At 36.9% G+C, this 12,220-nt stretch carries 15 protein-coding genes and 1 pseudogene; 4 read left to right on the top strand and 12 right to left on the bottom strand.

The genetic code is table 11. The features are described 5' to 3' along the window. Positions 1–380: 380 nt before the first annotated feature. The 3 genes from V7150_RS22620 to V7150_RS22610 all read right to left on the bottom strand — a co-directional run bounded on the left by V7150_RS22620 (position 381) and on the right by V7150_RS22610 (position 1,988). Positions 381–824 carry a PCYCGC motif-containing (lipo)protein gene (locus tag V7150_RS22620; protein ID WP_420490320.1) on the bottom strand — a complete coding sequence of 148 codons (444 nt, stop codon included), beginning with the start codon at positions 822–824 and terminating at the stop codon, positions 381–383. Between the two features lie 217 nt (positions 825–1,041). Further along, on the bottom strand, positions 1,042–1,551 hold the full coding sequence (gene pssA / locus V7150_RS22615; protein ID WP_420490319.1) for a CDP-diacylglycerol--serine O-phosphatidyltransferase: 510 nt from the start codon (positions 1,549–1,551) through the stop codon (positions 1,042–1,044). A 239-nt stretch (positions 1,552–1,790) separates the two neighbouring features. Further along, the gene (locus V7150_RS22610; protein ID WP_335522709.1) at positions 1,791–1,988 is read right to left on the bottom strand and encodes a GNAT family N-acetyltransferase; all 198 of its coding nucleotides are present in this window, start codon (positions 1,986–1,988) and stop codon (positions 1,791–1,793) included. 66 nt (positions 1,989–2,054) lie between these two features. Here V7150_RS22610 and V7150_RS22605 point away from each other — a divergent pair, with 66 nt between their 5' ends. From V7150_RS22605 to V7150_RS22590, 4 genes and pseudogenes are all read left to right on the top strand, one after another. Then, positions 2,055–2,501 carry a MarR family winged helix-turn-helix transcriptional regulator gene (locus tag V7150_RS22605; RefSeq protein WP_335522707.1) on the top strand — a complete coding sequence of 149 codons (447 nt, stop codon included), beginning with the start codon at positions 2,055–2,057 and terminating at the stop codon, positions 2,499–2,501. Between the two features lie 73 nt (positions 2,502–2,574). Continuing rightward, positions 2,575–3,440 (top strand): annotated as a pseudogene (locus tag V7150_RS22600) (permease). Between the two features lie 17 nt (positions 3,441–3,457). Then, positions 3,458–3,583: a hypothetical protein gene (locus tag V7150_RS22595; protein ID WP_335522705.1), complete on the top strand. Its 126-nt coding sequence runs from the start codon at positions 3,458–3,460 to the stop codon at positions 3,581–3,583. A gap of 59 nt (positions 3,584–3,642) precedes the next feature. Further along, positions 3,643–4,125 (top strand): ArsI/CadI family heavy metal resistance metalloenzyme, encoded by a 483-nt coding sequence (locus V7150_RS22590; protein ID WP_335522703.1) that lies wholly within the window; start codon positions 3,643–3,645, stop codon positions 4,123–4,125. Positions 4,126–4,574: 449 nt separating this feature from the next. Here V7150_RS22590 and V7150_RS22585 read toward each other — a convergent pair whose 3' ends face one another. The 9 genes from V7150_RS22585 to V7150_RS22545 all read right to left on the bottom strand — a co-directional run bounded on the left by V7150_RS22585 (position 4,575) and on the right by V7150_RS22545 (position 11,666). After that, positions 4,575–4,727 (bottom strand): hypothetical protein, encoded by a 153-nt coding sequence (locus tag V7150_RS22585; protein ID WP_335522701.1) that lies wholly within the window; start codon positions 4,725–4,727, stop codon positions 4,575–4,577. Positions 4,728–4,762: 35 nt separating this feature from the next. Further along, entirely contained in the window at positions 4,763–6,532 is a 1,770-nt protein-coding gene (gene arsA / locus V7150_RS22580) for an arsenical pump-driving ATPase (protein ID WP_335522699.1), read from the bottom strand. Positions 6,533–6,548: 16 nt separating this feature from the next. After that, complete coding sequence (arsD, locus tag V7150_RS22575; protein WP_335522697.1) at positions 6,549–6,914, bottom strand: arsenite efflux transporter metallochaperone ArsD; 366 nt, start codon at positions 6,912–6,914, stop codon at positions 6,549–6,551. A gap of 93 nt (positions 6,915–7,007) precedes the next feature. After that, the gene (gene arsC, locus V7150_RS22570; protein ID WP_335522695.1) at positions 7,008–7,430 is read right to left on the bottom strand and encodes an arsenate reductase (thioredoxin); all 423 of its coding nucleotides are present in this window, start codon (positions 7,428–7,430) and stop codon (positions 7,008–7,010) included. A 24-nt stretch (positions 7,431–7,454) separates the two neighbouring features. Beyond that, entirely contained in the window at positions 7,455–8,510 is a 1,056-nt protein-coding gene (gene arsB / locus V7150_RS22565) for an ACR3 family arsenite efflux transporter (RefSeq protein ID WP_335522693.1), read from the bottom strand. 26 nt (positions 8,511–8,536) lie between these two features. Continuing rightward, a complete protein-coding gene (locus V7150_RS22560; RefSeq protein ID WP_283920217.1) occupies positions 8,537–8,884 on the bottom strand; it encodes an ArsR/SmtB family transcription factor in 348 nt (115 codons plus the stop codon). 213 nt (positions 8,885–9,097) lie between these two features. Beyond that, a complete protein-coding gene (locus tag V7150_RS22555; RefSeq protein WP_335522691.1) occupies positions 9,098–10,306 on the bottom strand; it encodes an ATP-binding protein in 1,209 nt (402 codons plus the stop codon). Continuing rightward, positions 10,307–11,182, bottom strand: coding sequence for a tetratricopeptide repeat protein (locus V7150_RS22550; RefSeq protein WP_335522689.1), 876 nt, complete (start codon positions 11,180–11,182; stop codon positions 10,307–10,309). It lies immediately after the preceding gene. Between the two features lie 7 nt (positions 11,183–11,189). Continuing rightward, complete coding sequence (locus V7150_RS22545; protein ID WP_335522687.1) at positions 11,190–11,666, bottom strand: hypothetical protein; 477 nt, start codon at positions 11,664–11,666, stop codon at positions 11,190–11,192. Positions 11,667–12,220 lie beyond the last annotated feature (554 nt).

Raw genomic sequence — 12,220 nt, 5'->3', positions numbered from 1 at the left:
AGCCTTAATAATAAAATCTTATAGATTTGATTTCTCTTTTTTCAAATACATTCCTACTATAGGGATATCATAAATAGTTTGCCATTTCCAATATTTTATTAATAAAAATGCATTATATTTTCTTAGCTCTATAAGGAAAAATTAGCATATAAAATTTATTTAAACCATCAAAGAATTTTTCATCGAATAGATTTGGACAAAAAAAATAGACCCATGATCACTTTTCCCCTTAATATTGCTATACCTGATCATACATGAAACAGATGTGAGTCTTACATTCACCATCAGTCCATTTTTGATTTGCATAAACAAAAATATAAGGGAGAAAAAGTATTCATGGTCTATTTAATGCCTAGCAAGAATTGTCGCTCTCTTTGCCTTTATTTTGGTACAGGAGTTGGTGTTGGCTCTCCGTATGATTCATACTTCTTTGTGATTAACCTATTAATTTCTTTTAACTCTTTTCCATCTTGATACATTTCAGTCGCCTCACGGGCGATGTCGACACAGATGTCTCATGATATTCCCATTGAATCCCATTCAGTAACTTGCATGTCAGGTCCAAGACTGTCAACAAAGCAATCTAGATTACTTTTATGCCCATCTTCTGCATAACAACCGCAATAACAAGGAACAGATGCCAATGCTTCAGGGTATTGAGCAGCCATAACATAGGTTTCCTGAACCTTTTCAGAAGCATTTAGCACATAATCAGGCAATTCTTTATGTTTTGGATCTAAGGATAGCTCTTCTTTAGAACCGCAGCCTGTAAGAATACCCATAATAAGGGCACCAGTTATGACAAAGCCGGTATATCTCTTCAGTATGTTCACCCCATTTGGTATTAAATTAATTATCTTTATTTTAACAAGTAAAAGAAGTTCAAAACGGTGGTAATTGTTAAGGATTAATGACAGAAATAACCTGAAAGTAGTCTTGTTTGGGCTCTACTCTAATTAAGAGAAGTGGACAGGACTGTTAAAAAAAAACTATTCTCCTTTTTCGAAAAAGGGAATAGTTTTTTTACACTCAATCTTAAAGTTAAAGTTTTTTAACCTTAATTGGACTTACCATTAAGAATGCGAGAATTAAGGTAATCCATGCATTGCTATATGAAAATAATCCCATACCAGCCAAAGGTAATCCAGCAGCCGGAATAGGTAATCCTTTAAAATACCCAATGGTTGGTTTAACACTAAATTTAGCTAATCTTAATGCCCCCATTGTTGGAAAAAGAATAAATGCCATAGAAGTTAAAATCGATGGTGCTGCAATCGAATGAAATAGAAGCGCAGGAGCAACTCCGAAACTAACAATATCAGCTAAGGAGTCCAATTCTACACCAAATTCACTGTTTACTTTTAATTTTCTCGCGATCCTTCCGTCAAAAAGATCTAAAATAGCCGAAAAGAAAATTAAAATGGAGGCTACTTCCAAAAAGCCACTCATATTAAAGGTAATTGAAAGAACACCGCACAATAAATTTCCAATCGTAAATAAATTGGGTATAGCTTTTGCTATCTGACTGTACAAGGTAGCCCCCCCTGACATTGATCAATCCTTCCCATTTAAGTAGCATTTTCAATATTTTCTTCCGTTATTCTTAAAAAGCCAGAATATAGAATGAAAAGATTTTTGTTCTCCCTGCTCCCAAATTAAAAAGTATTGAGCATCAGCAGTACAGCATCAGGTTTTCCGTTATTTTCATTGACCTTTTCGTATAGTGACGCAACTCGCTGCCTAGTTTTAATACTTAGATTATATTCCCTTGGTTTCTGAATACACCCACTTTATTTATAACCATTTTTTCTGTAAAGTCCCTGCCCCAATTTATTGAAAGGAAATGTGAAAAGGACATCTTTATTATACTGATTCTTAAGCGCAGTACTTTCTATCTCTTTTAATAATAATGAACCGACACCCTTTCCTCGGTAATCCTTCTTTATATAAATTACGTTTTTATAACCATTATATAAATAAGTTTTCAATTTAGGGAGAAAAAAGATTGCAAATTACAAATAATTTGTATATAAATAAATAAGAGGTGAAAATAAATGGAAAACCTTCGAGAATTGTTCCAAGTTATGACAAGACGATTTGGTCTTTTAGATAAAAACTGTTGTCAAGTAGGTGGAACCGAGATATCCCTCGTTCAAAGCCATATCCTTTATGAACTACTTCGCCGAGACAAACCTTCGATGCAACAGGTCGCAGAAACGCTAGGGATGGATATAACTACTTTTAGCCGGCAGATACAAACTTTAATAAAAATAGAGTTGGTTTTGAAAACGCCACTTCCTGAAGATAGACGCGTATATCAACTATCCCTAACTACGCAAGGAAAGTATGTTGCTGCGAAGATCGATGCCGAAATGAACCAATATCTTAACGAAGTTTTTTCAAATATGAGTGAGTTTGAACGAGATATGGTGATAAAATCAGTGAAACTACTAAACGAAGCCATGGCAAAGTCCACCGTTTGTTGTAAACCATTACTTTGAGCAAGAAATACTTGCTCTTTTAATAAAAAATAATACTTGCATTTTGCAAATAATATCAAAGGAGAGAATTATCATGTGGTCAGAAGTATTTCGTAGTTTTGTTTCAATTGCATTAGAACTAACCCTGTTGTTCATTGGAATCTCCTTTCTAATCAACCTGTTACAAGGGTTAATTCCATATGAAAAGATGGAGCAGCTAATGGAAAAGAGTCATCCGTTAGTAAGTTCACTGGTCGCTCTAGGATTTGCTTTTATTACGCCATTTTGTTCATGCTCAACCATACAGTCGTAGTGAATCTGCTCAATAAAAGAGTCCGATTTGGGATCGTCATGATTTTCTTATTTGCTTCTCCTGTTCTCGATCCAACCATTATCACATTGATGACTGCTGTACTTGGAGTTAAAGTGGCTGCTACCTATACAGTTATAACCTCAATACTTTCAGTAATTATTGGGTTTGTTCTTGAAAAGTTTGGCTTTGAAAGGCAGCTAAAAAATGTTGTGGTAACAGGTTACCATGACCCAAATATGAAGTTTAACCTTAAGGCAGCATTAATTGAAACCAAACAACTAATGAAGACTGTTTATCCTTATTTGTTAATTGGTGCATTTATAGGGGCTTTTATTCATGGTGTAGTTCCAACCAGTTGGATTTCCACTTTTATGGGGGGTGATAAATGGTGGCTTGTTCCTATCGCTGCAATTATTGGCATTCCCCTTTATATTAGACTTTCAACCATGATTCCGATTTCGCAAATTATGATTGCCAAAGGCATGGCTTTAGGTCCCGTCATGGCGCTCATGATTAGCTCTGCAGGAGCAAGTTTGCCTGAATTAACGTTATTGAATAGCATTTTCAAAAAGAAACTTGTTTTCGCTTTCGTTGGTTCGGTATTTACGATGTCTACAATATCCGGATTTCTTTTCTACATTATTTAAAAAGGAGAGATTTAACTATGAGTATTTTAAAAAGTCTATTTGGAAAAAAAGAAAGTTCTTGCTGCGATGTTAAAATAGAGGAAGTAAAGGAAGAAGTTAAAGCTAAACCACAGGAAAGCAAAAAAAATAGTTGCTGTAAATAATCAGTTACATCTTAAATTTCAGTTAGAAAATCAAAAAATTGATATTAGGAGGAACCAAAATGAAATACGCACATATTGGTCTTAACGTAACAAATTTGGGAAAATCCATCGAGTTTTACAGCAAAATATTTGGAGCTGAACCCGTTAAAGTAAAGTCTGATTATGCAAAGTTTCTTCTTGAAACACCTGGGTTAAACTTCACACTTAATCTTCGTGATGAAGTAAAAGGAAATCAAGTTGGCCATTTTGGAATCCAAGTTGAAAGTACAGAAGAAGTTTTATCTCATAAAAATAGACTGGCGGAAAACGGAATCCGCTCCCAATACGACGAAATCAATACAACTTGTTGTTATGCCCTCCAAGATAAATTTTGGATTCAGGACCCTGATGGGAACGAATGGGAGTTTTTCTACACAAAGGCAGATGTTGATGAGAATAACTCAAATACATCAACTTGTTGTACTACGGATTCTAAGGATGAAAATGTTGAGATTTATACTACAACAACAAATGCCAAAATCACTGACACTTGCTGTTCTTAAAGAATTTAGGAAGAATGTAATTCCATAAATACACGAAAAAAGGGTCTGACACTTGTGATCTGCACCCCAATTATTAGACACAACTAACAATTGGGTGCAGTTCACTGTGAGACCCTTTTTTCATAGCATTTTTGTTTTAACAACAGTCGCTTTCATTTCCTAATAAAACGAGCCCATTCGCTTCTTGGCTATAGTCTAAAATAAGATTATCCGTATACGGCTCGATGTTAGTATCGATTGCTACCAATATTTCGTTAATGGTAACTACTTTATCATTTTCATCCGGCTCATCCAGAGCCAGTCCTACTTGTGGCTTTCCTCAGCCAAATCCTGCAAAATATACACGAATATTTTTGGCATCGTTTTGTTGGAGCAACTGCTTCAATACATCACGAGCTTGATCTGTGATATTCATTTGTTCATCTCCTCAAACATTTTACTTATTAATTTTACTGTGACCTCAAATAAGGATCAATAATTTCTTCATTCATTTCGTTTTTAAGAAATAGGAAATTAAGTTCTGGTTTTACTTTAGCTTTAGGGCAAATTGAATTAGCCATTTCTTCTGCTTCATCAATTGTTTTAACTTTACCTAATGACAATAAAGTACCAACTGCCCCTGATTCCCCTCCAAAAGTCAGTCAATAATCTTTATTAACTGTTTAGATCTTGTGTTATCTTCACTGATTAAAGGAACAATTGCACATTTATTGGTTAATTCATTGGTCACCTTTTGAATCCATGCTATTTCAGCTAGCGCTCTACCCTTCAAAACGGGGTCATTTGTTTCTGTAGCATAAAGACTTTGGTTTATTACCCACCATTTTGGAACAATATCTGCACGTTTTAAATCATCCTGTAATCGACTAGCCTCTAAAACTGGGGTTGCTTCTGCTAATGTTACGATAACAACACTAGTTTCTTTTTGATTTCTTAATCGAGGAAGCAACATTTTTACACTCTCTGGTATCTCCCCTGTTGAACGAGCCAATTCTTTATGGTATGACTGAGCAGCATCTAAAAGGAGTAATGTGTGTCCTGTTGGTGCAGTATCAATCACAACAATTTCATCTTCTGATCTTGCAACTACTTCTGCAAATGCACGAAATACGGCAATTTCTTCTGTACAAGGTGAGTTTAAATCTTCTTGAATATACGCGATTGCTTCTTCATCGAGTTCATTACTTACTTTGGAAAGTACCTCTGCCTTGTAAGCCTCAACTTCTTCTTTAGGATTAATACGGCTGATGGTTAATTTGTCATTCAATTCACTATCTTTAAAGACAAACTCTAAATGTGCTGCGGGGTCTGTTGTTGTTAAGTGAACTTCATGTCCCTTTTCTACAAGCCCAACTGCAATGGCAGACGCCAACGTAGTCTTCCCGACTCCACCCTTTCCCATCGTAAAAATGACTCTGGTGTTGTTAACTGAAAAGTCCTTAACCACTTTATTTAAGCCTGGTAGAGTGATGGTTGACCTTTCAATCTCTGATTGTGTGGCAGGCAATGTATATTGTTTAAATAAATAACGCAGGTTTTTTACACCTGTTAAGGAATATGAAACAAACGGCAATGAATAGCTAACCACTTGTTTTAAATCACTTGGTATTTGCTTAATTGCATTCCGTTGTCGTTGATAAAACAAAGATGAAATTTTATCTCCAGGCAGAAAGGATTGCATTAAACCATTAATAATCAAAGCTTGGTTCTTGATACCGATTTCTTTTAGTTCTTTTGATGCACGATTCGCTTCTAATAAAGAAGTTTCATCAGGCCTTGCCACTAGAATTAATGTTGTTGTGGTTGAATCAGAAAGAGCAGCCATTGTTGCTGAATAAATCTGCTTCTTTTCAGTCAAACCAGAAAGAGGTCCAAGGCAAGAGACACCATGTGTGCTTTCATCTAAAAATCCACTCCATGCTGTTGGCAACTGTAGTAATCGGAGTGTATGTCCAGTTGGTGCTGTATCAAAAATGATATGTTCATATGTATCAACAATAGAGGAGTCTGCAAGTAAATTTGTAAATTCATCAAAAGCAGCGATTTCTACAGTACATGCCCCAGACAATTGTTCTTCCATTGTCGCAACTACTGCATCTGGAAGCTTGCCACGATATGGTCCAATAATTCTGTCTCGATAAGTTCTTGCTGCCTCTTCTGGATCAAGATTACAAGCAAATAAATTTGGGACATTTGGGATTGCCAATGGAGTATTCGTTAAACCAATTTCTAATACATCCTGTAAGTTTGAAGCAGGATCAGTACTAACAAGTAACACCTTTTTTCCTTCATCTGCTAAAGATACAGCTGTAGCACAAGCAGTAGATGTTTTTCCTACTCCACCTTTTCCGGTATAGAACAAAAATTTTGTTTTACTTACATATTTCGTATCAAAAGACTGAAACATGCTTCTCACTTCTTTCTTATTTCAATGAATTAAGGTCAATTTTCAGACCAGATTTAGGTTTAACAGTCAGTTCTTCGGCATTCACACCGAACCATTCGGCAAGTTCTTCATTGGTAGGGTAAGAACCAATTTTGACAATTTTGCTTTCAACTAAAGTTACTGGTAGGGAATCTGGTCCTTTTTCATGAAGAACTTTGTTTACTTCTTTATTCTCAACAAATATGGCAGGTTCAGTTCCAAGGTTATATCGTTTAATATCAAAACCTTTTTTCTCTAATAAAAAGATAGCAGTTGCCACTCTGGTTAATTCAGGATCTACACTTGGTCCACACACACCCGTAGGACAACATAATGCAGGATCAAAGATTTCTACTTTACTCATAACACAGCCTCCCTAATAAATATAAGTATCTACTTATGTAAAAACCAAATATAATGCCAAGAGCATTTTTACTCTTGGCTATTAAATTCTTTGTTACTCACCAGTTTCAGCAAAACGCTTAATACGATCTCCAATCTCATCACGCACACGTTGGAAGAATGCCCATTTTTCTTCGTCTGTTCCTTGAGCTTTTGCTGGATCATCAAATCCCCAATGTACTCGTTTTACACTTGGTGGTGTAACCGGGCATTTGTCAGCAGCGTCCCCACATAAAGTAACGACTAAATCAGAGCTGTTTAAATATTCTGGGTCGATAAGATCGGAAGTTTGGTTTGAAATTTCAATGCCAGTTTCTTTCATGGCTTTTACAGCATTTGGGTTCAAGCCGTGTGTTTCAATACCAGCACTACGTACTTCCCATTTATCACCTAAGTATTTCTTGGCCCATCCTTCAGCCATTTGGCTACGGCAGGAGTTTCCAGTACATAAGAAGTAAATTCTTTTTTTGTTTTCCATGTTGAATTCCACCTTTTATTTGTTTTAAGCAGCATGCTCTTTAAAATATTTTCTTTTAAACCATAATGCCACATTGACCAACGCAATCATGACAGGTACTTCAACAAGTGGTCCAATAACAGCTGCAAAGGCTGCACCAGAATGGATACCGAATACACCAACAGCTACAGCTATCGCTAACTCAAAGTTGTTACTTCCAGCTGTAAATGCAAGCGTAGTAGTAACAGGGTAGTTCGCTCCAATTTTTCTTCCAAGGAAGAAAGAAACAAAGAACATTAATACAAAGTAAAATAATAATGGAATAGCTACACGAACTACATCTAATGGCAAGCTGACAATAACGTCTCCTTTTAAAGAGAACATAATGATAATTGTAAATAGTAAAGCAATCAATGTAATTGGGCTTATCTTAGGAATAAACACTTTTTCATACCATTGTCTGCCTTTAGCTTTTACCAACGTGAACCGTGTCATCATTCCAGCTATAAAAGGTATTCCAAGGTAGATGAAAACTGATTTAGCCACTTCTATCATCGTAATATTTACAACTGCCCCTTGGATTCCTATCCATTTTGGGATTATGGTTACAAACACATAAGCATAAACGGAGAAGAATAACATTTGGAAAATAGAATTAAATGCCACTAAACCAGCTGCATATTCCGTATCTCCTTTAGCAAGATCATTCCAAACAATGACCATTGCAATACAACGAGCTAAGCCAATCATAATAAGACCAACCATATACTCCGGTTTATCAGGAAGAAAGATAATTGCTAATAAAAACATAAGAATTGGTCCAATAATCCAGTTTTGTACAAGGGATAATACCAAGACTTTTACATCTTTAAAAACGCGCCCAATTTCCTCATATCGAACTTTTGCTAATGGAGGATACATCATTAGAATTAAGCCAATAGCAAGTGGAATCAATGTAGTTCCTACCTGCAAACTGTTCATACTGTCTACAAATCCCGGAGAGACAAACCCTATTCCAATTCCTATTGCCATGGCAAGAAAAATCCAAATCGTAAGGTATCGATCCAGGAATGATAGACTTTTCTTTTCTGTATTACTCATTTTCTCACTTCCTATTTAAAGTAAAGCTAACATCCACAACGAAGAGTAGGATTGCTTTTTTCAATCATTTTGATTTTATCTGTCTGGTCTGGTACATGCTCCAAAATATCCTGTAATAGTCCATACAGCTCGCTTTGTTGATTCAGGGAATAGTAAATCCACTGTCCTCTTCGTTCTTCCTTAACCATCCCTGCATCCTTTAATTTACGCAGATGCTGGCTGATTGACGGCTGACTCATATCAAATACTTCAAGGAATTCACAAACACAACACTCTCGTTGTTTTAAAATACCTATTATGGTCAAACGTGTTTTATCGCCTAATAATTTTAAAACATTAGCAGCTTTTTCTATTTCAACCGTTGATTTTAACATTTTTATACCTCCTATTAAAAAAATATAAGCATCTGCTTATATAATAAATTACTTATATGTTTTATTCAAGTTATTGATTGTTGTTCTTTATAATAAAGTTTGATTAAAAGTAAGCTACAAACGTTGATTTTATATTAGGGGTCCTACCACCAAAACGCAGAAAACATACGTTAAGCAAATTTCTACAAAAAAAAGCCGGTCTGGGACCGACTTCTACAAATTCCCCTTAATATAAGCGGCAGCTTCACTGTAAATGCCGCTTTGGTTCGCATACTTAATGTAATTTTTAATGGTGGACAGCCATTCAATCGTCGTTGGTTTCGTCTCGCTGATCGCATCCAGTAAATCTTCCATTGTAATAAGCCTTTCACTGCCACCTTCCATAATCTCTGCTAGCACCTTTTCAGCCGCTATTTCTACAATATTTTCAATATCAGCACCTGAATAGAGTGGGGTCCGATCAGCAAGCACTTCATAAACAATCCCGTTTTCGACCGGCCTGCCGTGAAGTTTTAATTCAAAAATCGCCATTCTTGCTTCCCGATCCGGTGGCGGAACGAAGACGAGCTTGTCAAACCTGCCAGGGCGCTTAAAGGCATCATCCACATCCCATGGCATATTTGTAGCCCCGATAATAAGCAATTTTTCATTTGTTGATTCAACACTCTGGAGCTCATTCAGCATCGTATCTACCAATGGACGCATCACATCGGAACGGGACTTCGAGCGGCTGAATCCAAGAGCATCCAATTCATCGAAAAACAAAACAGCAGGGGCGTTGCCTCGTGCCGTTTCGAACGCATCATGGAGATTCTGCTCACTTACTCCAATATATGGGTCTAAAATCTCCGAAATATGGATTGGATAAAAATTGGCCCGGCATTCTCCGGCTGTTGCCTTGGCAATAAAAGTCTTCCCGCACCCTGGGGGTCCGTACAACAGAATTCCGCCGCCAGCCTTCTTCCGAAACTTGGCAAAAAGCCCGGGGTTCATGAATGGCTTAATAATTTTCATCTCGATTGTTTTCTTTAAATCACCAAGACCGCCAACCTCGTCAAAAGTAACTTTCTTCTGGATACGATTTTCCAGGGAAACTACATTACTCTGTTTTTGCCCCTGAATTACTTTAAAGCCTTTTGTATTTTCTTTTGTATGAGAAGGAGTTAACACATCATGGTCTACTGGGCTTCCGTTTGGTTTAACAGATTCAATTGCTGTCTCTTTAGGATAATCGCAACCTTTTAGTGCAGAAAGAACCATCGCTTTAAGATTTGTATCATCCTCCTTTAGCGCTAGCGAAAAGGAGTGCAGCGCTTCCGAAAACTGACCGCTTTTAAGATATTCCTCTCCGAGCAAAAACCAGACCTCGTGATTGTCCGTTTCCCGCTCCAAAATCGACCTGTAAATCATTATTTTATCCATTTAAAGCCTACCTTTCACAAACCATTTATAAAGCAAAGGTGCAGTCCACGTATATATGGCAAACAATATATATATCCCGGCAAAGAGTATAAGCGGGATGTAAAGCTCAAAAGCTTTTAGCAGCAATGCAATCACCATAAAGGCAATCCAAACCATTGCCGGCCCGCCGATTTTATCAACGAGGCGGTGAGGGGCAAACAAGGGGTGGGTTAAAGAATCATATTGTCCCAGCAAAGCAACAATATTTTGATCCTCTGGATTAACCAGGAAAGCTTGCCTGTAACATTCCCTCGCTTCCTTCACTTCCCCTTTTAACGCATGGAACAAGGCAACGTTTGTCAGGTTTTGCACCTCATCAGCTGAAGTCTCCATTACATTCCGGATGTATTTCTGTTGCTTTTTCGAATCGGCTTTTGCAAAATAAAAATCCAGTATAAACTGATTGACTCTGGGACTGTAAGGTTCGAGCTCTCTAGCTTGTTCCAGCAGAGCAAGTGCTTTTTTATCATGGCCGGCTTGAAGCATCAAATGTCCGTAGGAAGCCATCAATTCGCCATCCAGCGGGGATTTTTCAAGAGCAGCCAAAAAGGCTTCCTCTGCTTCTACATAATTACCTTCATGTTGAAAGGTCGATCCGATAAAGTGATATCCGTTGACTTCATTATATCCAAATCTCAACGCTTCCCGGCAGAATTCCCTCGCCTCAGAAAAGTCCTCCCGAGACATTTCTACTACTGCCATTTGAAACAATGCCGTAGCGTTTTCAGGATCCTGTCCTAGCAGGTTTTCAATTATAGGAGCAGCCGCTTCATATCTGCCTATATTAAAATAATGCTGGATAACAGTAGCATCGTTTTCTTTTGCATGGATTGTCATATACTTATCACTCCCCACTACCACCAGCAAGGGTAAATGTCATCACAAATATCGCAATCTGGATGATGCCCCCAAGGATAATCCAAAGGAGTGCTGGCTTAAATAAAGGCTTAATTTCGCCATTTGTAAGCAAATGTTGCTGAAATGGCTTGTTCAGAACATATTTGTAAAGGAGGAACAAAAGGATGGAAAGAAACTGCATCGAATAACGAGGCATACGATTTCCTTCAGCAAAAGCGCCATCTACATACATGTAAAAAATAACGACATCCGTCAGCAGCACAAGGACACTGGTAGCTAGCAACAAATAAGTTTTCAACTTCGGTACATTCAGCCACTTCGTATTCCTTGTGCCAAGTACCATCATTGGGATCGGGCCACCGAAAAAGGCAACCAGAAAAAAGAAGTTGATATCATACGATTTTGTTTCGTTCCAGCCATCTTTAAGCGAAGGCTGAAAAAGGTCATAATTTGGTCTGGACATGGGCTCCCCCCTGAAAAACTTTTGATATATTTCTATTATATCATCACAAATATACAAAAATTATCAATCAAATTTTGTGTTTATACTAATTTTATTTTTAAGTGAAAGGTAGTCTTTCAAACTCGGTTTGCCATCCAACCTTATATTGCTCTTTCAAGAGGCTCAACCTTTTTTTAAAAACTGGTTTTACTGGGTCTATTTATGTATGCCTTTTTTCAGTTTTTATTTTCATGGGAATTTAGGTACAATCCTTCACAAGTAACATTTTAATTCAAGGATGCACCTAAACCGTTTCTTCCTCAAAATTTTGACTATCACTAGAATATATCTTATTCTAAAATACCATTCTTGCTAAATATTTATCGTCTTTATCCATAAATAGAATTCTCCTCGTATAAGGCATCTATGAATATTTTACATTATTATCCTAATATTAACATCTACTTATTCTCGCCTCTTTTATCTAACATAGCCATTCTCCTATGAAACAGAAATTAATTATAAAAAAAGCCTGGTTATAAAGAACCAAGCAGTATATCAGCATAATACTAATT

The sequence above is a fragment of the Neobacillus drentensis genome (assembly GCF_036965245.1).
Taxonomy (GTDB): domain Bacteria; phylum Bacillota; class Bacilli; order Bacillales; family Cytobacillaceae; genus Neobacillus; species Neobacillus drentensis_G.
This window is presented reverse-complemented; position numbering and strand designations above follow the sequence as displayed.

Coding starts and splice junctions, on each gene's coding strand:
- V7150_RS22590 (WP_335522703.1), top strand. CDS start 3,643: ATGAAATACGCACATATTGGTCTTAACGTAACAAATTTGGGAAAATCC.
- arsA (WP_335522699.1), bottom strand. CDS start 6,532: ATGTTTCAGTCTTTTGATACGAAATATGTAAGTAAAACAAAATTTTTG.
- V7150_RS22545 (WP_335522687.1), bottom strand. CDS start 11,666: ATGTCCAGACCAAATTATGACCTTTTTCAGCCTTCGCTTAAAGATGGC.
- V7150_RS22555 (WP_335522691.1), bottom strand. CDS start 10,306: ATGGATAAAATAATGATTTACAGGTCGATTTTGGAGCGGGAAACGGAC.
- V7150_RS22550 (WP_335522689.1), bottom strand. CDS start 11,182: ATGACAATCCATGCAAAAGAAAACGATGCTACTGTTATCCAGCATTAT.
- pssA (WP_420490319.1), bottom strand. CDS start 1,551: ATGTCAGGGGGGGCTACCTTGTACAGTCAGATAGCAAAAGCTATACCC.
- V7150_RS22605 (WP_335522707.1), top strand. CDS start 2,055: ATGGAAAACCTTCGAGAATTGTTCCAAGTTATGACAAGACGATTTGGT.
- V7150_RS22595 (WP_335522705.1), top strand. CDS start 3,458: ATGAGTATTTTAAAAAGTCTATTTGGAAAAAAAGAAAGTTCTTGCTGC.
- arsD (WP_335522697.1), bottom strand. CDS start 6,914: ATGAGTAAAGTAGAAATCTTTGATCCTGCATTATGTTGTCCTACGGGT.
- V7150_RS22560 (WP_283920217.1), bottom strand. CDS start 8,884: ATGTTAAAATCAACGGTTGAAATAGAAAAAGCTGCTAATGTTTTAAAA.
- arsB (WP_335522693.1), bottom strand. CDS start 8,510: ATGAGTAATACAGAAAAGAAAAGTCTATCATTCCTGGATCGATACCTT.
- arsC (WP_335522695.1), bottom strand. CDS start 7,430: ATGGAAAACAAAAAAAGAATTTACTTCTTATGTACTGGAAACTCCTGC.